This window comes from Escherichia sp. E14V7, from assembly GCF_004212225.1.
Lineage (GTDB): Bacteria > Pseudomonadota > Gammaproteobacteria > Enterobacterales > Enterobacteriaceae > Escherichia.
The window spans coordinates 64,623-85,488 of the sequence record NZ_RHJJ01000008.1 but is presented as its reverse complement, the minus strand read 5'-3'; the positions used below and the strand labels follow the sequence as shown (position 1 = coordinate 85,488).

The window sequence follows — 20,866 nt, the reverse complement described above, 5'->3', positions numbered from 1 at the left end:
ATCATGAACAGGCGATGGCCAAATTTATGTAAAACGCTCCTGGGGCTGTTAATTGCAGGAATATCACTGGGAATGACTGATGTCCGCGCAGATGACATTTGCAAAAATGGCGCAATGGTCCCTGATGAATATTGTCATTTTTTTGTCCACTATGGGCCAGAAAACCCAGGGAAACTGGATATCCGGATCAGTGATGCGTTAAAAATACCCGATCAGGATGCAGCGAAAACTCGCTCCATCGGGTTGATTATTGCAATTTCAAAATATCCACTATTACACGCAGATATTCCGGCAGCCGCGGTGGATGGCCAAAGAATGGCTGATTTTCTGATCAACGGACAGAAGTTTGATGAGGTTATTCTACTAAGAGATCAGGAAGCTTCATTAGATAATATTAATTATTTTTTAAAGGAATATTTACCTGCCAGAGGGATGATGTTTGATAAGAAAGCTCGCTTGTTAATTGCTTATTCAGGTCATGGTCGTTTTGGCACTCAAAATGGTAATTCTGATAAAGCCCCTGCATTTGTATTGAGCAACGCTACGGATATTGATGGTTCAAAAGGGATGTATGAAATGCCAGCTCTGAACACACAACTTAATATTCTGGCAAAGCGTTATTTCCATGTTCTGACTTTAGTCAATGCTTGCTTTGGTTCTGGCTTGTATGGCATGACTATCGGCGCGGGTAATTCTAACTCGTACAGTAATCCTGGTGCCTATGCAATAGCTGCCGGTGATGATAAAACAGAGGTTTACTCACTGGAGGCAAAGCGCGGTAGTGTCTTTTTCGATACGATTATCAAAGGAGTAACGAATGGCGTTGCCGACGAACGTTTTGGTAAGTCATATATGGTAAAGGTAGATGGAAAAAAGGAATACTACGCAGGAATAACCAGAACGTTGAGTTTATTTATCTATGTTAATGATCAATATTCAGATATTAATGAAAAACTGGATGAACAAGGTAAGGGATTACATTTAAGCGATGCCTGGATAGGTGCAACAGAAATGCCCGCGGGTCCTGGGGGATTCTTCTTCATCAATGAACCTGCGGCAAATCGTCTGGATAATAAGACTCAGCTGGCTGCGGGTAAAGCAGGGGAGTTTACGAATATTGATGTGGCCTCATTCTCGATTGATAAGTCAGCCCCTGTCCCCGCAGATAATCAGGAAAAAGATAATAAATCGATTGAGATTCCTTATGGCCCCGTAAGTGCAATTCCCAACCGTCCTGACATTCGTATTTTTAAAACGCCGGAAATTTACCCGATTCACGGGCATGATATTTCTTCTAACGATGGTGAAATAGACTGGAAATTATTCCAGGAAAAATCGTCTGCGCGTTTTGTTTATGCGAGAGTGGTTGGCTGGAGAGGCCCCGATTCATCATTTAAGTCTCACTGGAAACAATTAGCTGATTCCAAATTTGACCGTGGAGGTTATTTCAAATTTGATTTTTGTCGCACACCTGAGGCGCAATTGGAAACAGCAAAAAGTCTCCTGCCCGCAGAGCCGAAAATGTTACCGCCCGGTATTTTATTGGTAAATCCTGAAGGTGAAGATACAACTCAACTAAACTGCTTTAAAAAATCGGGAATGGCTAATGCACGGAATGATATTTTACGTTTTGCCGATTTAATCTACCAAAATTATCATAAAACACCCATATTTTATGGAAATCATAATAATCTGTCACATTTTATGGATAGCCGATTCGAGCAGTATATGGTGTGGATGGGGTATTGGGGACAAGCTGGTGTGAAGCTTGAAGGACGCAATCCCTGGACGCTTTGGCAATATTCAGGGAATGAAACGGTGCCGGGGATCGGTCACAGCACGGAGTCTGAAGTTTTCTTTGGTACTGAGGAACAATATGTTCAATTTAAAGCTGGCGAGAATAATGTCGCGTTGGCTGCTGTTAATTGAATAATAAATAAAACTGGATGGCGAATAAGCATATCGCCATCCAGTTTCTGCGGGTTGTTACTTCACCTGTTCTGGTAGTGTGTTATTCTCCATATACAACGTCTGGCTGGGGAAGGCAAAATCCGCGCCATGCGACTGTACAATATCGATAATTTTCAAATATACGTCCTGCTGGGCGGCAAGCCATTCGGCCCAAACCGTGGTTTTAGTAAAACAATAAACCATAATATTTAGCGACGAATCGGCAAACTGGTTGAAATAAACCAATAGGGTTTGCTGCTGGTCGATGGCGGGATGATTTTTAAGCATTTCGCGTACCGCTTCGACAATAGCGCCCACTTTAGCCGCATCTTCATAACGTAAACCAATGGTCGTAGTAATACGACGGTTGGTCATTCGACCGGGGTTTTCAACGCTGATAGACGAAAACAGTGAGTTCGGCACGTACAGCGGACGATGATCAAATGTGGTGATTTTAGTCATTCGCCAGCCAATTTCTGCCACCGTTCCTTCGATATTTCTATCAGGAGAACGGATCCAGTCGCCAATACTAAAGGGGCGATCAAAATAGAGCATAATGCCGGAAAAGAAGTTGCTCAGAATATCCTTGCCGGCCATACCCACTGCAAGGCCACCAATACCACCAAAAGTCAGCAAGCCTGAAAGGCTCATGCCGAAATGTTCGCCATAGAGCAGAACAATGACGACGATGATGCTGATTTTGATGATCCGCGACATAATCCGTGCACTGGTAATATCGCGGCCTTTTTTAATCTGCTTCCGTTCAAACTGATTGATTAGAAGGAATAACTTAACCGTCAGGATAAGGGCTATCAGTGACGTACAGATAAAATCAACGGCGTCCGGTGTGATAAATTTGAGTTTGTAGTTTTCGATGACATAATTAATGATGCTACCAACAGCACTGATAATTATGGTGTAGATTAAAAATTGCACTGCGTGGAATAAGAATCCTTTTCTTTTATGATTTCCACGGCGAAACCAAAAGCTCATAAGAATCAATGCTGCGCAGCTACCGAAAATAATGACCAGATTAAGCGCATTATTTGTAAACAGTTCAGCGATCATTGTTTTATCAGGCTCCTCCAGATTGTTGACGTCATGCCGGAAACCCCTGGCGGGGTTATTTTATCGCGATAATTCATGCATATCATCAATAGACAGGGAAGGAAGTAGCAATATTAGCTAATTTATCAACGAGTTGATGATATGTTACGCGACAATCTATTGCTTTCAGGGCAGACAACACCAAAATGTCATGGTATTGTTACACACAAGTAACAAAGGGTTTATCTGCAAAAGGATTATATTATGGTCATGGCGAAACTGAAGTCAGCGAAGGGGAGAAAGTTTCTCATAGGTTTGTTGGCGGTTTTCATTATTGCGGCGTCGGTAGTGACTCGCGCGACTATTGGTGGTGTTATTGAACAATACAATATCCCGCTGTCCGAATGGACGACATCAATGTATGTGATTCAGTCGTCAATGATTTTTGTCTATAGTCTGGTCTTTACCGTGTTACTGGCAATCCCGCTGGGTATTTATTTCCTCGGCGGAGATGAGAAGTAAGTAAAAGAAAAGGCCCGTAACTTCGGGCCTTGAAAGCAAGTGACGAACGATTAATCGTCGTCTTCGTCGTCCAGTTCGACAGGTGTCTGGTATTGGTCGGGTTTAATCACCAGCAGGTCGCAGCGAAGATGATCAATCACTTGTTCCGCCGTATTGCCAAGGAATGCCGCAGAAATACCAGTGCGTCCTACGGTTCCCAGAACCACAATCCCTGCCTGTAAATGCTCCGCTAAATCGGGAATCACTTCTTCCGGTAGACCTTTTTCGACATGCGTCATTTTCTCGTCAATGCTGAATTTCTGCCGCAGGGCTTTCATCGCCAGTAAATGTTGCCCGCGAATAGCATCGTTATAAACGCTTGGATCAAATTCCGGCAGTTCAATCGCAATATTGATGGGGGTTACTGGATAAGCACCAACCAGATGTACCTCGGTGTGGTTGACCTGATCCGCCAGTTCGATCGTCTCTTTCACCAATTTTTCATTGAGCGCATTATGATACGGCTCTTCGCTGGCGAGATTCACCGCCACCAGCGCCTTACCCCCTTCCGGCCACGGCTGGTCTTTCACCATCCACACCGGGCTCGGGCATTTGCGTAACAGGTGCCAGTCTGTTGGCGTAAAAATCACCGCTTCCAGGCGGTCATGTTGGTGCGCCATTTTTAGCACCAGATCGTGCCCACCGCTAAGTACTTCCTGAATGATGGCTTCGAAAGGACGGTTATGCCAGACCACTTTAATTTCAATGGGAACGCCAGCGTTAAGATAATATTTCGCCTGCTCGTGGATCCACGCAGTACGCTGACTAATGACGCCCTGACGCATGGCGGTCCGCTCGTCCGGGGAGAGTAGGGTAGTCATCTCGTATGAGAAGTCATAAATAGGCAAAAAGGCTTTAATTTTGCCACCAATCCGTTGATGCAAATAAACAGCTCGCCGTAATGCGGGTTGATCGTCCTGATTAGGATCGATAACAACAAGCATGTTCTGATACATAGCCATACAGAGTCTCCTTACAACAACTGTCAATGCAGTTTGTATTAAAAGAGTAACCTAGATCTGGTGAATGAAACAGTGATGAACCTTCTGCCAGATCAATAAATGAGAAAAATTTAATGATATGACAGAAGGATAGTGAGTTATGCGGAAAAATCAGGCGACGTTGCGTGTATGACCAGCTAGTTGGGCCAGCGCATCGTTATTTTCGATGGTGATATATTTACCTTTAACTGCCAGCATGCCGCTTTTCTGGAAGCGCCCCAGCAGACGGCTGATGGTTTCTACCGTCAGGCCCAGATAGTTACCGATATCGCCACGAGTCATCGTCAGGCGGAATTCACGAGGGGAGAAGCCGCGTTGGGCAAAACGACGGGACAGATTATAGATAAATGCAGCCAGACGTTCTTCGGCATTTTTCTTCGACAACAGCAGGATCATGTCCTGATCGCCTTTAATTTCGCCGCTCATCAGACGCATCATTTGTTGGCGCAAATTTGGCATTTTACCGGACAGATCGTCCAGCGTTTCGAACGGAATTTCACACACCATCGAGGTTTCCAGCGCCTGGGCGAAGCTTGGATGATGACCGCTGCCTATGGCATCGAAACCCACCAGATCGCCTGCTAAATGAAAGCCAGTGATTTGCTCGTCGCCTTGCTCTGTAATGGTATAACTTTTAATCGTACCGGAGCGGATGGCATAAAGCGATTTAAGTTCATCACCAGCCTTAAACAGCGTCTGGCCTTTCTGAATAGGCTTCTTTCGCTCAATGATATTATCAAGCTGATCAAGCTCATGTTCGTTGAGTGTGAACGGGATGCAAAGCTGACTGATGCTGCAATCCTGGCAATGGATAGCACAACCGCCAGACTGAATGCGCCGTATAATTCGCTTTTCCGGGATCATAGGTCTGCTCAAGCCGTAATTGATATTTGTCAATTTTAACATCTTTTTAGGGAGCAAGTAAGTCTAAGCAAACCTTAACAGCGGAGAATTCCGATAATAGATGTAAATTTATGTCTATCTAATTGAAAAACCTTAGATTGTTAAGGGTAACTTTACGTAAAACTGTGAACACGCAGGCACAAATTGCTTAATGTTTACAGTAAAAGATAACCTTCATGGCGCAATAGCCACTCTTTTCGCTGCACTCCGCCTGCATATCCTGTCATCGTGCCGTTTCGGCCAATGACCCGGTGACAAGGCACCACAATACTGATCGGGTTTGCACCGTTGGCTGCGCCGACGGCACGCGCGGCCCCTGGGCGGCCTAGTTGTTCTGCCAGTTGACCGTAATGCATTACCTGTCCACACGGGATAGTGCGTAGCGTTTTCCATACTTCCCGTTGAAATGGCGTACCGCCGGTGGCAGTGGGTAGGGAATCAATAATGCTTAGATTACCGGCAAAATAATCACGAAGTTTATCGCTTAACCCGCCGGGATTGGTGGCGGAAATACGCTCATAACCTTCTTTGCGATAATGGATGTCCAGCAATTGCACCATGCGATCGCTATACTCTTCCCACTCAACCGCCCGCAGACGAAATTGTTCATCGCAAATAACCCACAGAGGACCCAGTGGCGTGGCAATTTTTTCTTCAAGTAATCTCAGCATCCGTTCTCTCTTAAGATAAATATGGGTAAACACCCCCGGACAAATCAGCAGACCGACAAGATACCACGCAAGCAACATGAGCAGCCATACCACAAGAAGATAAGAGGGTACGGTACGACTAATGAATAGTAGGTACCTGGATTAGTTTCCGGTTTGAACGATAGCGCTGAAGTGGATTTCCGGGCTAAATGCGTCTGCCGCTTCGTTACTTCTCCCGACACCAGCGAGAATGTGGTTTTCTGCAATGCAGACAAATGAATAAAAAAATAGAGTCTGTCGACATCCGCCAGACTCTACAGTACACACAGCAGTGCATCCGCGTCTTGAATCCGGCCTGCTTCCTGTCAGCCGGTGACAGTGTTATAACGGTTTTGCCCATCAGTTGCCAATTTTCTTCAGTGACAGATTTCACGAAAATATAAGTTAAAACGTTCATCTCGTGATTGAATAATCATGCATCGTTAATCGACTGGTGAATTTAGCGGGTAATTAACCTGTGCGGCGTTTAAACATATTGCAGAATGATTTGCTTAAGTATATTTCAGGCGACGTGCAACAAATTACCGTCATCATATATTGGTTGCTTGATGGACAAATCGCCTTAATTAGGGCCTGTGCAGGCTCACTCCCGGCCTAAACTGTTCGATACTGCAACCAGGCTGGTATAAAATGCCTCGCCTGCGGAGACACTAGCCTGTATGGAGCAAGATGTTGTTTCAACTTGCGAAGTGAACGATGCAGCAAGCATCAGATATATGAACAATTAACCCGTCTGGATCACGACGTGCGAAGGTACATAGGAGGTTACATGAACCTTGACGACAAATCGCTGTTTCTTGACGCCATGGAAGATGTCCAACCACTGAAACGCGCTACTGATGTCCACTGGCATCCTGTGCGTAACCAACGCGCGCCACAGCGTATAGACACGCTGCAACTTGATAATTTCCTCACCACAGGATTTCTCGACATCATCCCGCTAAATCAGCCCCTGGAATTTCGTCGGGAAGGTTTGCAACATGGGGTGATCGATAAGCTACGCAGCGGCAAATATCCGCAACAGGCTAGCCTGAATTTACTTCGCCAGTCGGTGGAAGAGTGCCGCAAAATGGTGTTTAGTTTTATTCATCAGGCGCGGGCGGATGGTTTGCGTAATGTACTTATTATTCACGGCAAAGGCAGAGAAGATAAGTCTCACGCCAACATTGTCCGTAGTTATGTCGCACGTTGGCTGACAGAGTTTGATGATGTACAGGCTTATTGCACCGCGCTACCGCATCATGGCGGCAGCGGGGCGTGTTACGTTGCACTGCGTAAAACAGCGCAGGCGAAACAAGAAAACTGGGAGCGTCACGCTAAACGCAGTCGATAATTCATTGACGCTTCCGCGCTATTGAAAATATCAAGCCGCCAGTACGCGGTTGCGTCCGTCATTTTTCGCCCGATACAACGCATCATCTACGCGTTTAAACAGTTCATCGATGCCTTCATTGCCTTCGTGATGTGCCACGCCAATGCTGACCGTAAAACGCGGTAAGCCAGAAATACTCACTTTTGCCACGCTCAATCGGATAGTTTCAGCGAGAGAAATTGCGGTATCCAGCGGAGTTCTGGGTAATAACAAGACGAACTCTTCACCTCCCCATCGAAACACCATATCGCCTTTGCGAGCGCAGCTTTCGAGCGTACGTGCCAGAGTGCATAAAACTTCATCACCTTTCTGGTGACCGTACAGGTCATTAATATGCTTAAAACGATCGGTGTCGATAAGCAGCAAACTGTAATCCTGAGCGATTGCGAGATGCTGCATCTGGCCTTGCTCGGTGATGTGATAAAATTGTCGGCGGTTAAGTAACCCCGTCAATGCGTCATGGTGAGCCGCGTGTTCCAGTTGTTGTTCCAGCCTTTTTTGCTCGGTAATGTCATGCACGATGCATAACATTAACTTGTCGCCATAAATCTCAATTGGCCCGGCATAAGTTTGCACATGGCGAGTGGAACCATCTGCCAGCTTATGGACAAAGTTAAGAGGTTTATGTCCGCCGGGTAAACGTGAAATTTCATGCATGACAGGCATCACACGACGCCCAAGAATATTAATTTCCCAGGTGTGTTTCTGACAGATTGTTTCATGGTTATAGCCATAGAAATTGAGTGCGGCCACATTGGCGTCGACAATTTGGCCATCACGCGAGGGATCTATCAACAGCATTGGCGCGGAATTAGTCAGAAAAAAACGCGCATAAAACCCTTGTTTTTTACGCTGATAATTTGCAGATCGGCTGGCTTTTAAGCCCAGACTTGCGGGTGTCTCCATCCCTTCAAATATGATCACTTCCCCAGTATCACTAATCTCTTTGAGGGTTAACCGACAGCTTAGTGCTGTCTCTTCACCATTACGCTTGACCGTGAGAATTTCTACAATATCGAGTTGGTTATGCAGGTCTACGAGATATTTTGGTAGTTCGTTTTGGGAGGAGACGGAATAGAGGCCGGTTCGTAGCTGACTAAAAGTGAGTTCTTGCATCAACAGTTGCGCAGCGCTATTGGCATAAATTAACCGTTCCTCGAAGGGGGAAACGATCCAGACAGGACTGGTTAATAAGTCCAGGGTATTGAAGTTGTGCGTAGTCATTGAAATCCCGTTATTTTTATCAATTTTCTATTGTTATTTGATCGCAAAAATGCCACCACAAATGATCAGATAATTCTGATAATGATAGACGCTATTTAACACTTTACCCCTTTTCTAATCATGAAAAGTATTTTGCTTTCTGTATTTAGTTTTGACAGGATTTTATTAATCATTTCAGGGTAATGGGGTGAGGAGATGTTGCGTAAGATAACCAGAAGACTAGACTACAAAATAAAGCATTGATAATGGAGGCACTGTGGAAACGATTAAGGGAGCGGACATAAATGTACCGGATGCAGTATTTGCCTGGATGTTGGATGGTAAAGGCGGCGTTAAACCGCTGGAAAATACAGATGAGATAGATGAAGAGCATCCCTGCTGGCTCCACCTTAATTATGTGCACCATGACAGCGCGCAGTGGCTGGCAACGACGCCATTGCTCCCAAATAACGTGCGTGACGCGTTGGCAGGGGAAAGCACGCGGCCCAGAGTCAGCCGTCTTGGTGAAGGGACGTTGATTACGTTGCGCTGCATTAATGGCAGTACTGATGAACGTCCCGACCAGCTGGTTGCCATGCGTGTTTATATGGACGGTCGGTTCATTGTCTCGACCCGACAACGTAAAGTACTGGCGTTAGACGATGTAGTTAGCGATCTGGAAGAGGGGACCGGCCCGACTGATTGCGGAGGCTGGCTGGTGGATGTGTGTGATGCATTAACCGATCACTCCAATGAGTTTATAGAGCAACTGCACGATAAAATTATCGACCTGGAAGATAATTTACTTGATCAACAAATTCCGCCGCGCGGTTTCCTGGCACTACTACGGAAACAACTCATTGTTATGCGTCGCTATATGGCGCCGCAGCGAGATGTTTATGCTCGCCTTGCCAGTGAGCGCCTGCCCTGGATGAATGACGATCAACGGCGCCGAATGCAGGATATTGCTGACCGTCTTGGGCGCGGTCTGGATGAGATTGACGCGTGCATTGCGAGAACTGGCGTGATGGCGGACGAAATCGCCCAAGTGATGCAGGAAAATTTAGCCCGCCGTACTTACACAATGTCATTGATGGCAATGGTCTTTTTACCCAGTACATTTTTAACCGGGTTATTTGGCGTTAACCTCGGCGGTATTCCCGGTGGAGGATGGCAATTTGGTTTTTCGCTTTTTTGTATTCTGTTAGTTGTTCTTATTGGTGGTGTTGCTTTATGGTTGCATCGTAGTAAATGGTTGTAACAAAAGCAATTTCACCGGGTTTCTGTATACAAAAACGCCGTAAAATTTGAGCGAGGTCAATAAACTCTCTACCCATTCAGGGCAATATCTTTCACGCAGGTGAATGCAACGTCAAGCGATGGGCGTTGCGCTCCATATTGTCTTACTTCCTTTTTTGAATTACTGCATAGCACAATTGATTCGTACGACGCCGACTTATATAAGTCGGCTTTTTTTTGTCTGTTATCTGTCAACGTCTACCCTTTAAGAGTCTACCCAATGACCAAAGGGAAATATGATGACACTCATTTATTTGCAAATTCCTGTCCCTGAACCGATTCCTGGCGATCCCGTCCCAGTCCCCGATCCAATCCCTCGTCCACAACCTATGCCCGACCCGCCGCCCGATGAAGAACCGATTAAATTGTCGCAACGTGAGCGTAGATCTGCGAGGATACGCGCCTGCTAACTTTGCGCTGATGACCACGAGAATAGATTGTGACCGCTTTTTCTACCCTGAACGTTTTGCCTCCCGCCCAGCTCACTAACCTTAATGAGTTGGGTTACTTAACCATGACACCGGTGCAGGCCGCCGCACTTCCGGCGATCCTTGCTGGAAGAGATGTTCGCGTGCAGGCGAAAACCGGCAGCGGAAAAACCGCGGCATTTGGCCTCGGGTTGTTACAGCAAATTGATGCGTCGCTGTTTCAGACTCAGGCTTTAGTGCTGTGTCCGACTCGTGAACTGGCGGATCAAGTCGCAGGGGAGTTACGTCGGCTGGCGCGTTTTCTACCAAATACCAAGATCTTGACCTTATGCGGCGGTCAGCCGTTTGGCATTCAGCGCGACTCACTGCAACACGCGCCGCATATCATCGTGGCAACGCCGGGGCGTTTGCTGGATCACCTGCAAAAAGGCACTGTTTCGTTAGATGCGTTGAATACGTTGGTCATGGATGAAGCCGACCGTATGCTGGATATGGGGTTTAGCGACGCAATTGATGAAGTCATCGGTTTTGCGCCAGCTTCTCGCCAGACGCTTCTCTTCTCTGCCACCTGGCCGGAAGCGATCGCCGCGATTAGCGGTCGTGTACAACGAGATCCCCTGGCGATTGAAATAGACACAACAGATGCTCTGCCGCCTGTTGAACAACAATTTTATGAGACATCCAGCAAGGGCAAAATTCCGTTGTTGCAACGGTTATTAAGTTTGCATCAGCCAGCGTCTTGTGTGGTGTTTTGTAACACCAAAAAAGATTGCCAGGCTGTGTGTGACGCACTGAATGAAGTAGGGCAAAGTGCATTGTCGTTACATGGCGATCTGGAACAGCGCGATCGCGACCAGACGTTGGTTCGTTTTGCCAACGGTAGCGCTCGTGTGCTGGTAGCGACCGATGTCGCTGCGCGTGGTCTGGATATTAAATCGCTTGAACTGGTGGTGAACTTTGAGCTGGCGTGGGATCCTGAAGTTCATGTGCATCGTATCGGGCGTACGGCGCGTGCCGGGAATAGCGGTCTGGCAATCAGTTTCTGTGCGCCAGAAGAAGCACAGCGCGCCAATATCATTGCCGACATGTTGCAGATGAAACTTAACTGGCAAACGTTACCAGCCAGCAGGGACATTGTGTCGCTGGAGGCAGAAATGGCAACGTTGTGTATCGATGGCGGGAAAAAAGCCAAAATGCGTCCGGGTGATGTATTAGGCGCGCTGACAGGAGATATCGGGCTTGATGGTGCGGATATTGGCAAAATCACCGTGCACCCAGCGCATGTCTATGTCGCAGTGCGACAGGCGGTTGCTCATAAGACATGGAAGCAGTTACAGGGCGGCAAGATTAAAGGAAAAACTTGCCGGGTACGGCTGTTAAAATAACGAAATGTTGAATTGCCTGATGCAAGGATAAACATCTTCTTCGGCATTGCCGGATGCGACGCGGACCGCGTCTTATCCGGCCTACATGAGTAGCCCGATAAGCTTGCGTATCGGGCGCTATTCTGATTATTTCACTTCAACCACATTCAGGCGCAGTTCATCCAGCTGATTTTCGTCTTCTTCAGGCTGCCAGCCCGCCGGTTGTAGTGGGAGCTCTTCGCGATCAAACGCCAGATCACCGCCGTTAACCACTTCTGAACCGTGGGTAATGCCTTTGAAATCGAAAAGACTGGTATCGCACAGATGAGACGGCACCACATTCTGCATCGCGCTGAACATGGTCTCGATACGTCCCGGATAACGCTTATCCCAGTCGCGGAGCATATCGGCAATCACCTGACGTTGCAGGTTAGGCTGTGAACCGCACAGGTTGCACGGAATAATCGGGAACGCTTTCGCATCGGCAAAACGCTGAATATCTTTTTCGCGGCAGTAGGCCAGCGGACGAATCACGATATGTTTGCCATCATCGCTCATCAGTTTCGGTGGCATCCCCTTCATCTTGCCACCGTAGAACATATTTAAGAACAGCGTTTGCAGGATATCGTCGCGGTGGTGACCCAGTGCGATTTTCGTGGCTCCCAGTTCTGTTGCGGTGCGATAAAGGATACCGCGACGCAGACGAGAGCAGAGCGAGCAGGTGGTTTTTCCTTCAGGGATTTTCTCTTTTACGATCCCGTAAGTATTCTCTTCAACAATCTTATACTCAACGCCCAGCTTATCGAGATACTCCGGCAGGACGTGTTCCGGGAAACCTGGCTGTTTCTGGTCGAGGTTAACGGCAACCAGCGAGAAATTGATTGGCGCGCTTTGCTGCAAATTACGCAGGATCTCCAGCATGGTATAGCTGTCTTTGCCCCCGGAGAGGCAAACCATAATGCGGTCGCCATCTTCAATCATATTGAAGTCAGCAATGGCTTCGCCCACGTTACGACGCAGACGTTTTTGCAATTTGTTCAGGTTGTATTGTTCTTTCTTACTAATTTCTTGATTTTGCGACATTTAATAGCGACTCAATTCGTTATATGGCATCAGAAAAGTATGCGTCATGCCGGAACGCCCAGCATAAGAAATCTGATATAAAAACTGTGGCGTGTATGGTACGGATTAGAGGGGAAAATGTCAGCACATTTGCGAAATGAATCAAAAAGCCCGCAGCGATCTGCGGGCGTTAGTGTTAGCGCACGACCAGCACTGAGCACTCTGCGTGACGTACTACGGCAGCGGCGTTAGAGCCGAGCAGGTAGGTGGTGATATCCGGTCGATGAGAAGCAATGATTATCATGTGAGCAGGGATTTTTTTCGCCATTTCCAGAATACGGTCTTTTGGCGAACCTTCTTCAACATGGACATGCACTCTGTCAGTCGGCAGTTTGAATTTTTTAATGACTTCTTCCAGTTGCGATTTGGCTTCCGCTTTCAGGTCATCCATTGCCGGTAACTCTGCGGAATACGCTAATCCCAGAGAGGCATAGTAGGGTAGCGAAGGTATTACCGTCAGGAAATGAACCTCTGCATCATCAATCTTTGCCTCTGCCTCAACGTGGCTAATCACACGTTGAGTTAATTCTGAATCTGAAATATCGATAGGGACAAGAATCGTTCTGTTCATAAAACCTCCTGTTTTAGTATCCGCATAAAGTGTAACGCCAGATGACTCATTTTGTGTAATGACGGAGTTCACATTTTTAATTTAGATCAAGGGAGGAGAAATATGAAGAAAATGCCCGCCAAACGGCGGGCAGGCAAGATTAAAACTGGTATACCAGACCTAAAGCAACGATATCATCGGTAGAGATACCGTTCGCAGCGTAGAAGCTGTCATCCTCATCTAGTAGGTTGATTTTATAATCAACATAGGTGGACATGTTTTTGTTGAAATAATATGTTGCGCCAACGTCGGCGTATTTAACCAGATCTTTATCGCCATCAGTACCGACCAAATCGTTGCCTTTAGACATCAGGAAGGAGACAGCCGGACGCAGGCCAAAATCAAACTGATACTGGGCAGTAACTTCAAAGTTCTGGGTTTTGTTGGCAATCGTATTTGCTGAATTGCCGTAAGGCGTCATGTTACGGGTTTCAGAGTACATGGTTGCAAGGTAGATATTGTTAGCATCGTATTTTGCCCCTGCCGTCCATGCGTCAGCCTTATCCCCTTTTGCAGTAGAGAATTCAGCCTGTTGGTTGGTACGATCAGAACTGGTATACGCAGCACCAATGCTCACCCCCATACCTAAGTCGTAGGTAGAGGAGATACCGAAACCGTCGCCATTGGCATTCTTAATATTACGACTGCCACCGTTTGCAGTACCTTCTTGCTCATGACTAACCTGGTTTTCGTTCGCTCCCTGATACTGCACAGCAAAGTTCAGGCCATCAACCAGACCGAAGAAATCGGTGTTACGGTAGGTCGCGACGCCGTTTGCACGACCGGTCATATAGTTATCGGCTTTGGTATAAGAGTCGCCACCGAATTCAGGCAGCATATCTGTCCAGCCTTCGATGTCGTACATCACACCATAATTACGACCATAGTCAAATGAACCGAAGTCACCAAATTTCAGACCGGCAAATGCCAGACGAGTCCAGGAGTCGCCTTTATCATTTTCAGAGCCATTAGCCTGAACGTTATATTCCCATTGACCATAACCAACCAGTTGATCGGTAATTTGAGTTTCGCCTTTAAAACCAAAACGTACATAAGTTTGATCGCCATCACTATTCGCATTATCAGAAAAATAATGCAGGCCATCGACTTTGCCGTACAGGTCTAATTTATTGCCGTCTTTATTATAAATTTCTGCTGCATGTGCAGCACCTGCGGCGAGCAGGGCAGGGATTAAGAGCGCCAGTACTTTGCTTTTCATTGAATAAATCCTTTAGTTATTTTATTTGCCTTAATTTCCCCTGTTTGGGGAATGAAAACATCCTAAAGGAGAAATTCAGTTAGCAGATAAATATCATTTGTTACGCCTTAAGTAAAACCTTAATCAAATAATTCTATGGAAATAGTAATAAGTTTGATGAATGTATTGCCGGGGAATCATGCAAAATAAAAATTATACATTTAATAAAGCATGGGTTATTCTGCGCGGGTTATATGCCTTTATTGTCACAGATTTTATTTTCGGTTGGGTCATTGCATTACTAATGTTTTTCCAACGAATAAAAAGACAAGCCCGAACTTTCGTTCGGGCTTTTTTTTGAATTGGATAATAGTTATCCAGAAAGGTTACTCGGTGCTATTTTTTTCCGCCTTTCCGGCCATTTGTGCCAGGAAGTCATAACGTTTTTGCAAATCAGCGGCGGCATCTTTCCATAACTGTTCTGCCACTTCCGGCTGTTGCGTGTTCAGACGGCGGAAACGCTGCTCATGAAGAAGCGTTTCTTCCAGAGCTTCTGAAGGCGGGCGGGAATCCAGCGCCAGCGGCAGTTTACCTTCATCGGCTCGACGCGGATCAAAGCGATACAGCGGCCAGAAGCCCGTTGCGGTGAGTTGACGCATCTGGTCGTGACTTAATGCCAGGTCATAACCGTGCTCTTCACATGGGCTGTAAGCAATAATCAGCGATGGCCCCGGATACGCTTCCGCTTCCTGTATCGCTTTCACCGTCTGGTTGAGTTGTGCGCCAAGAGAAATCTGCGCGACATAAACATGACCGTACATCATCATGCTAACACCAAGGTCTTTGCGCGCTTTGCGTTTGCCATGTTCACCAAACTTAGTTACCGCACCAAGCGGGGTGGCTTTCGATGCCTGACCACCGGTATTGGAATAGCATTGCGTATCCAGCACCAGGATGTTGACGTTTTCCGTCAGACTCAACACATGATCCAGACCGCCAAAGCCGATGTCGTAAGCCCAGCCGTCACCACCAATCAGCCAGATTGATTTCTCCACCAGCGCATCTGCGTCACGCAGCAGTTCATGCGCTTCAGCCACATCTTTGAGTTGCTGGCGCAGAGCAGCGACTTGTTCGCGACGAACGTCTGGCGTGGCGTCTGATTTCAACGCAGTCAGTAACTCAGCAGGGATTTTGTCGGCAAATTGATCCAGCAGACGCAGTACGCGGACACGGTGTTGATCGACCGTCAGGCGGAAACCAAGGCCGAATTCGGCATTATCTTCAAATAGCGAGTTCGCCCATGCCGGTCCACGACCGTTGGCATCAGTGGTATATGGCGTGGAGGGCAGGTTACCGCCGTAAATAGAAGAACAGCCAGTCGCGTTGGCAATCAACATCCGATCGCCATAGAGCTGAGTGAGCAATTTGATATACGGCGTCTCACCACAACCGGAGCAAGCGCCAGAATATTCAAACAGCGGAGTGATCAACTGCGAAGTACGAATATCAATACGTTCCAGTTTGCTGCGGTCGATTTCTGGTAAATTCAGGAAGAAGTCGTAATTGATTTTCTCTTCTTCCACATGTTCCAGACGCGACATCATATTGATGGCTTTGATCTCTGGATTTTGTCGGTCTTTCGCCGGGCAAACTTCTACGCACAGGTTACAACCGGTGCAATCTTCCGGTGCCACCTGCAACACATATTTCTGCCCGCGCATATCACGAGATTTTACATCCAGTGAATGCAGGCTGGTCGGAGCGTTTTCCATCGCTTCAGGCGGTACGACTTTCGCGCGAATGGCAGAGTGTGGGCAAGCGGCGACGCAGTGGTTACATTGAGTACAGAGTTCCTCTTTCCAGATAGGGATCTCTTCGGCAATGTTGCGTTTTTCCCAGCGAGTAGTTCCCATCGGCCAGGTGCCGTCTGGTGGTAGCGCTGAAACGGGGAGGGCGTCGCCAAGTCCGGCGAGCATCGCAGCGGTAACCGTTTTGACAAAATCAGGTGCGGCATCAGATACCACTGGTGGACGGTTGGCACTTTGCGGATTTACCGGTTGCAGTGGTACTTCTTCAACGGACTCGCGCGCCAGCGCCAGAGCTTGCCAGTTGCGTTCAACCAGATCCTGGCCTTTGCTGCTGTAACTTTTGGCAATGGCGCCCTGCAATTCTGCGAGGGCGCTGTCGCCAGGCAGAATTTGCGTCAGGTGGAAGAAAGCCATCTGCATGACGGTGTTAATGCGTGCTGCCAGCCCACATTCGCGGGCAATTTTCGCCGCGTTAATCACATAGAAACGCGCTTTTTTCTGATTCAACACAGCCTGGACTTCCTGCGGCAGTCGCGACCACACTTCATCTGCGCTGTACGGCGTGTTGAGCAGGAAAATGCCGCCAGGTTTTAAACGCTCAGCCATTTGATATTTGTCGATAAACTGCAACTGGTGGCAGCCAACAAAATCAGCCTGGGAAATGAGATAAGCGGAACGAATCGGCTGCTCGCTCACGCGAAGGTGAGAAACCGTCAGGCCGCCCGCCTTTTTGGAGTCGTAAACAAAATAGCCCTGTGCGTACCACGGCGTGGAATTACCGATAATTTTGATATTGTTTTTAGTTGCGGAAACGCTGCCGTCGCTACCCAGCCCGTAAAAGAGTGCTTCCAGTTTTGCGGAATTCGGCAGAGTATTTTCCGGCAATGGCAGCGACAAATTGGTCACATCGTCATAAATACCAACCGTAAAGCGCGCTTTCGGTTTAGCTGCGTTGAGTTCGGCGAATACCGCCAGTACACAGTCTGGGCCAAATTCTTTGGATGAAAGACCATAGCGCCCGCCAATGACGCGTGGCAGTGTTTCGCGCTCGCCATTATTAAAGGCTTCAGCCAGCGCCGTCATTACATCCAGATACAGGGGTTCTGCCTGCGCACCAGGCTCTTTGGTGCGATCCAGCACCGCCACAGTACGTACAGAGTTCGGCAATGCTTGCAGTAAGTGTCTGGCGGAGAAAGGGCGGTAAAGTCGCACTTTTAGTACGCCCACTTTTTCGCCATGGGTCAGCAATTCGTCCACGACTTCTTCACAGGTGCCGATGGCCGACCCCATCAGGATAATTACCCGTTCCGCTTGCGGATGACCATAATATTCAAACGGCTGATACTGGCGACCTGTAGCGGCAGCGAAATCAGCCATTGCCTGTTCAACATGGTCATAGACCGCGTTGTACCACGGGTTAGTGGCCTCACGTGACTGGAAGTAAGTGTCCGGATTAGCCGACGTACCGCGGATTACCGGATGTTCCGGGTTAAGTGCGCGAATGCGATGAGCATCAATTTCTGCCTGGGGCATTAGCTCAAGAATAGTGTCGTCGGCCAGTGGGACAATTTTGTTGATTTCGTGGGAAGTTCTGAAACCATCAAAGAAATGAATAAATGGTACGCGGCTTTTCAGCGTTGCGATGTGCGAAATGAGAGCAAAATCTTGGGCTTCCTGCACGTTTGCTGCACACAGCATGGCGCAGCCAGTCTGACGTACCGCCATCACATCTGAATGATCGCCAAAAATAGAGAGCGCATGCGTGGCCACAGTACGCGCTGCCACATGCAGCACAAACGGCGTCAGCTCACCTGCCAGTTTATACAGCGTCGGGATCATCAGCAGTAAACCCTGCGACGATGTAAATGATGTCGAAAGAGCGCCTGTTTGCAAAGCACCATGCACAGTTGCGATAGCGCCAGCTTCTGACTGCATTTCAACCACACGAGGTGTATCTCCCCATACGTTCTTCAGGCCGTTTCCGGCCCAGGCATCAGCCTGTTCAGCCATCGTGGAACTCGGGGTAATAGGGTAAATGGCGATAACTTCACTGGTGCGAAATGCCACTGAAGCTAACGCGCCATTTCCGTCAATTGTGATCATACGACACCCTTACATTGCGCAAATGAGGGGCGCACGAAAAAGCTGCGCGCCCAGTAGTAATCTTTTAATTTTAGCAAATGGCTTTCTGCTGCATTTTCGCTTTTGTGTTCTCTATATCAGCGTAATGAATGTTTTGATCAAATCCCGGGCAAAAAAATAGCCACAAAATAGTAAAAAAACGTTGCAATTCACATACAGTTCTCGACGTAGCCGCCTGAGCTGCCTATTATTACGGCGGTTTCGTTGGACTTAAAGATTTGAGGAAGTAAAGATGCGAGTAATGTTGTGCGTAGGGGCTGCCGTTTTATTGTTGTCGGCGTGTAGTAGTGAACCTGTTCAGCAGGCGACCGCGGCGCATGTGGCCCCAGGTTTAAAAGCGTCAATGTCGAGTAGCGGAGAGGCAAATTGTGCAATGATTGGCGGTTCGCTTTCCGTTGCCCGTCAACTGGATGGTACAGCGATCGGGATGTGTGCATTGCCTAACGGCAAACGCTGTAGCGAACAGTCGCTTGCCGCCGGAAGTTGTGGCAGTTATTAATTCATTAAATCCGCCAGCTTATACGTTAATGTCTGTTTTGCGGTCGCCAGCGTTAACTGATTCGCGGTCAGATCCACTTGCGCACCTTCTTTCAGCATTTCGCGGATGGTGTTATCGAGTTCGTTAAGCTGTGGATTGGCACACATCATACGAGTCATTGCCAGTCCTTTAACTTTTAGTTCTCCGTCCGAAAGTTTACCTTCGCCGCTAAAGCGGTTGCACATGTTGCCAGAAATCATCATCTTTTCACCAAAGCTGATTTCTGGCGGGTTTTTCTCGCTGGCAACAGGTTGACCATTTACACTTTCCAGTACGAAACGGTGATGCTGTAACTTTTCTGGCGTTACAGCAATTTTGTCATTACTTACACATCCCGCCATCAGCAGGCTTAGCGCGACTAGCGCGGCAACTTTCTTCATTTTAGTTCTCTACTTAAGGTATAAATTTGGTGCTGTTTGCCGAATGCAACGCTGATTGCGTCTTATCCGTCCTTAAAACATATTTTAAGAATAGAAGATCAAATATCTTTGAGGATTATCTGAATAAGCTCCCCTGTATGACAGGGGAGCGGTAAGATTAAACCAGTTCGTTCGGGCAGGGTTCGCCTTTTTCCAGATTGCTCAAATTTTGCAGCGTTGTCTGGGAAATACTGGTCAGGGCTTCTGCCGTCAGGAATGCCTGGTGTCCGGTGAACAGTACGTTATGGCAGGCTGACAGACGACGGAAAACATCATCCTGAATCACATCGTTGGATTTATCTTCAAAGAACAGATCGCGTTCATTCTCATACACGTCCATTCCCAGCGAGCCAATTTTCTGGTTTTTCAGTGCTTCAATCGCGGCTTGTGAATCAATCAGCGCACCACGGCTGGTGTTGATGATCATTACACCATTTTTCATCTGATCGAACGCCGCCTCATTCAGCAGGTGGTAGTTCTCCGGCGTCAGCGGGCAGTGCAGGGAGATAACGTCTGATTCAGAGAACAGGGTCGGCAGATCGACATATTCCACGCCGAGTTCCAGCGCCGCCGCACTTGGATACGGATCGAATGCCAACAGACGCATACCAAAACCTTTCAGTATACGCAGCATTGCCACACCGATTTTACCGGTGCCAATCACCCCCGCCGTTTTACCGTACATAGTAAAACCAGTAAGCCCCTCCAGAGAGAAGTTGGCGTCACGGGTACGCTGATACGCGCGGTGAATACGACGGTTCAGCGTCATCATCATACCAATCGCATGTTCAGCGACGGCTTCCGGATCGTAAGCCGGGACACGCACCACTTTAAACCCCAGTTCTTTTGCCGCATCGAGGTCGACGTTATTGAAACCGGCACAGCGCAGGGCGATATACTTAACGCCGTGCTTTTTCAGCTCTTCCAGCACCGGACGGCTGCCGTCGTCGTTTACGAAAATACATACTGCTTCGCAACCATTGGCGGTTTTTGCCGTTTTTTCCGTCAGCAGAAAGTCAAAAAATTCCAGCTCAAAGCCAAAGGACTCGTTCACCTGTTGCAGGTACTTTTTGTCGTACTGTTTTGTGCTATATACGGCGAGTTTCATAAGACTTTCTCCAGTGATGTTGAATCACATTTAAGCTACTAAAAATATTTTACAAAATTTAAAATTTAATTGAAAGTTATGGC

General features: G+C 47.5%; 18 protein-coding genes and 1 pseudogene. 7 read left to right on the top strand and 12 right to left on the bottom strand.

Features of this window, described 5'->3' with window-relative positions; translation table 11 throughout:
• Positions 1–3 precede the first annotated feature (3 nt).
• Positions 4–1,929 (top strand): GH25 family lysozyme, encoded by a 1,926-nt coding sequence (locus tag D9741_RS10220; RefSeq protein WP_130216104.1) that lies wholly within the window; start codon positions 4–6, stop codon positions 1,927–1,929.
• 57 nt (positions 1,930–1,986) lie between these two features.
• On the opposite strand, the gene ynaI is transcribed toward D9741_RS10220, so the two are convergent.
• Positions 1,987–3,018, bottom strand: coding sequence for a low conductance mechanosensitive channel YnaI (ynaI, locus tag D9741_RS10215; RefSeq protein WP_130216106.1), 1,032 nt, complete (start codon positions 3,016–3,018; stop codon positions 1,987–1,989).
• Between the two features lie 243 nt (positions 3,019–3,261).
• Here ynaI and D9741_RS10210 point away from each other — a divergent pair, with 243 nt between their 5' ends.
• The gene (locus tag D9741_RS10210; protein ID WP_130216108.1) at positions 3,262–3,519 is read left to right on the top strand and encodes a DUF2534 family protein; all 258 of its coding nucleotides are present in this window, start codon (positions 3,262–3,264) and stop codon (positions 3,517–3,519) included.
• 50 nt (positions 3,520–3,569) lie between these two features.
• On the opposite strand, the gene uspE is transcribed toward D9741_RS10210, so the two are convergent.
• From uspE to D9741_RS23475, 4 genes and pseudogenes are all read right to left on the bottom strand, one after another.
• Positions 3,570–4,520, bottom strand: coding sequence for a universal stress protein UspE (gene uspE / locus D9741_RS10205; RefSeq protein WP_130208771.1), 951 nt, complete (start codon positions 4,518–4,520; stop codon positions 3,570–3,572).
• A 150-nt stretch (positions 4,521–4,670) separates the two neighbouring features.
• Positions 4,671–5,423, bottom strand: coding sequence for a fumarate/nitrate reduction transcriptional regulator Fnr (gene fnr / locus D9741_RS10200; protein ID WP_000611911.1), 753 nt, complete (start codon positions 5,421–5,423; stop codon positions 4,671–4,673).
• Between the two features lie 194 nt (positions 5,424–5,617).
• Entirely contained in the window at positions 5,618–6,133 is a 516-nt protein-coding gene (gene ogt / locus D9741_RS10195; RefSeq protein ID WP_130208908.1) for a methylated-DNA--[protein]-cysteine S-methyltransferase, read from the bottom strand.
• A gap of 27 nt (positions 6,134–6,160) precedes the next feature.
• Positions 6,161–6,291, bottom strand: a pseudogene (locus D9741_RS23475) (AbgT family transporter); the annotation flags it as partial.
• A 650-nt stretch (positions 6,292–6,941) separates the two neighbouring features.
• Here D9741_RS23475 and smrA point away from each other — a divergent pair.
• Complete coding sequence (smrA, locus tag D9741_RS10190) at positions 6,942–7,505, top strand: DNA endonuclease SmrA (RefSeq protein ID WP_130208769.1); 564 nt, start codon at positions 6,942–6,944, stop codon at positions 7,503–7,505.
• A gap of 30 nt (positions 7,506–7,535) precedes the next feature.
• On the opposite strand, the gene D9741_RS10185 is transcribed toward smrA, so the two are convergent.
• On the bottom strand, positions 7,536–8,768 hold the full coding sequence (locus D9741_RS10185; RefSeq protein WP_130216110.1) for a sensor domain-containing diguanylate cyclase: 1,233 nt from the start codon (positions 8,766–8,768) through the stop codon (positions 7,536–7,538).
• A 256-nt stretch (positions 8,769–9,024) separates the two neighbouring features.
• On the opposite strand from D9741_RS10185, the gene zntB reads away from it, so the two are divergent.
• From zntB to dbpA, 3 genes are all read left to right on the top strand, one after another.
• Positions 9,025–10,008: a zinc transporter ZntB gene (zntB, locus tag D9741_RS10180; RefSeq protein WP_130208765.1), complete on the top strand. Its 984-nt coding sequence runs from the start codon at positions 9,025–9,027 to the stop codon at positions 10,006–10,008.
• Between the two features lie 274 nt (positions 10,009–10,282).
• Positions 10,283–10,456 (top strand): protein YnaL, encoded by a 174-nt coding sequence (ynaL, locus tag D9741_RS23775; RefSeq protein WP_276319618.1) that lies wholly within the window; start codon positions 10,283–10,285, stop codon positions 10,454–10,456.
• A 29-nt stretch (positions 10,457–10,485) separates the two neighbouring features.
• A complete protein-coding gene (gene dbpA, locus D9741_RS10175) occupies positions 10,486–11,859 on the top strand; it encodes an ATP-dependent RNA helicase DbpA (RefSeq protein ID WP_130216112.1) in 1,374 nt (457 codons plus the stop codon).
• A 126-nt stretch (positions 11,860–11,985) separates the two neighbouring features.
• Here dbpA and ttcA read toward each other — a convergent pair whose 3' ends face one another.
• From ttcA to nifJ, 4 genes are all read right to left on the bottom strand, one after another.
• Entirely contained in the window at positions 11,986–12,921 is a 936-nt protein-coding gene (gene ttcA / locus D9741_RS10170; protein ID WP_130216114.1) for a tRNA 2-thiocytidine(32) synthetase TtcA, read from the bottom strand.
• Positions 12,922–13,096: 175 nt separating this feature from the next.
• Entirely contained in the window at positions 13,097–13,531 is a 435-nt protein-coding gene (uspF, locus tag D9741_RS10165; RefSeq protein WP_130216116.1) for a universal stress protein UspF, read from the bottom strand.
• Positions 13,532–13,670: 139 nt separating this feature from the next.
• The gene (gene ompC, locus D9741_RS10160; protein ID WP_130216118.1) at positions 13,671–14,789 is read right to left on the bottom strand and encodes a porin OmpC; all 1,119 of its coding nucleotides are present in this window, start codon (positions 14,787–14,789) and stop codon (positions 13,671–13,673) included.
• 365 nt (positions 14,790–15,154) lie between these two features.
• On the bottom strand, positions 15,155–18,679 hold the full coding sequence (gene nifJ, locus D9741_RS10155; protein WP_130216120.1) for a pyruvate:ferredoxin (flavodoxin) oxidoreductase: 3,525 nt from the start codon (positions 18,677–18,679) through the stop codon (positions 15,155–15,157).
• 271 nt (positions 18,680–18,950) lie between these two features.
• On the opposite strand from nifJ, the gene D9741_RS10150 reads away from it, so the two are divergent.
• Positions 18,951–19,217, top strand: a complete 267-nt coding sequence (locus tag D9741_RS10150; RefSeq protein ID WP_064527363.1) for a DUF333 domain-containing protein — start codon at positions 18,951–18,953, stop codon at positions 19,215–19,217.
• Here the strand turns inward: D9741_RS10150 and hslJ are convergent.
• Together hslJ and ldhA are read right to left on the bottom strand one after the other, a co-directional pair.
• Positions 19,214–19,636: a heat shock protein HslJ gene (hslJ, locus tag D9741_RS10145; RefSeq protein WP_130216123.1), complete on the bottom strand. Its 423-nt coding sequence runs from the start codon at positions 19,634–19,636 to the stop codon at positions 19,214–19,216. The two genes, D9741_RS10150 and hslJ, sit on opposite strands and share 4 nt — an antisense overlap.
• Before the next feature lie 157 nt (positions 19,637–19,793).
• Positions 19,794–20,783: a D-lactate dehydrogenase gene (gene ldhA / locus D9741_RS10140; RefSeq protein ID WP_064527367.1), complete on the bottom strand. Its 990-nt coding sequence runs from the start codon at positions 20,781–20,783 to the stop codon at positions 19,794–19,796.
• Positions 20,784–20,866: the final 83 nt, after the last annotated feature.

Excerpts from the sequence above, each read along its gene's own strand:
- D9741_RS10220 (WP_130216104.1), top strand. The coding sequence starts at position 4 with ATGAACAGGCGATGGCCAAATTTATGTAAAACGCTCCTGGGGCTGTTA.
- ynaI (WP_130216106.1), bottom strand. The coding sequence starts at position 3,018 with ATGATCGCTGAACTGTTTACAAATAATGCGCTTAATCTGGTCATTATT.
- D9741_RS10210 (WP_130216108.1), top strand. The coding sequence starts at position 3,262 with ATGGTCATGGCGAAACTGAAGTCAGCGAAGGGGAGAAAGTTTCTCATA.
- uspE (WP_130208771.1), bottom strand. The coding sequence starts at position 4,520 with ATGGCTATGTATCAGAACATGCTTGTTGTTATCGATCCTAATCAGGAC.
- fnr (WP_000611911.1), bottom strand. The coding sequence starts at position 5,423 with ATGATCCCGGAAAAGCGAATTATACGGCGCATTCAGTCTGGCGGTTGT.
- ogt (WP_130208908.1), bottom strand. The coding sequence starts at position 6,133 with ATGCTGAGATTACTTGAAGAAAAAATTGCCACGCCACTGGGTCCTCTG.
- smrA (WP_130208769.1), top strand. The coding sequence starts at position 6,942 with ATGAACCTTGACGACAAATCGCTGTTTCTTGACGCCATGGAAGATGTC.
- D9741_RS10185 (WP_130216110.1), bottom strand. The coding sequence starts at position 8,768 with ATGACTACGCACAACTTCAATACCCTGGACTTATTAACCAGTCCTGTC.
- ynaL (WP_276319618.1), top strand. The coding sequence starts at position 10,283 with ATGATGACACTCATTTATTTGCAAATTCCTGTCCCTGAACCGATTCCT.
- ttcA (WP_130216114.1), bottom strand. The coding sequence starts at position 12,921 with ATGTCGCAAAATCAAGAAATTAGTAAGAAAGAACAATACAACCTGAAC.
- uspF (WP_130216116.1), bottom strand. The coding sequence starts at position 13,531 with ATGAACAGAACGATTCTTGTCCCTATCGATATTTCAGATTCAGAATTA.
- ompC (WP_130216118.1), bottom strand. The coding sequence starts at position 14,789 with ATGAAAAGCAAAGTACTGGCGCTCTTAATCCCTGCCCTGCTCGCCGCA.
- nifJ (WP_130216120.1), bottom strand. The coding sequence starts at position 18,679 with ATGATCACAATTGACGGAAATGGCGCGTTAGCTTCAGTGGCATTTCGC.
- D9741_RS10150 (WP_064527363.1), top strand. The coding sequence starts at position 18,951 with ATGCGAGTAATGTTGTGCGTAGGGGCTGCCGTTTTATTGTTGTCGGCG.
- hslJ (WP_130216123.1), bottom strand. The coding sequence starts at position 19,636 with ATGAAGAAAGTTGCCGCGCTAGTCGCGCTAAGCCTGCTGATGGCGGGA.
- ldhA (WP_064527367.1), bottom strand. The coding sequence starts at position 20,783 with ATGAAACTCGCCGTATATAGCACAAAACAGTACGACAAAAAGTACCTG.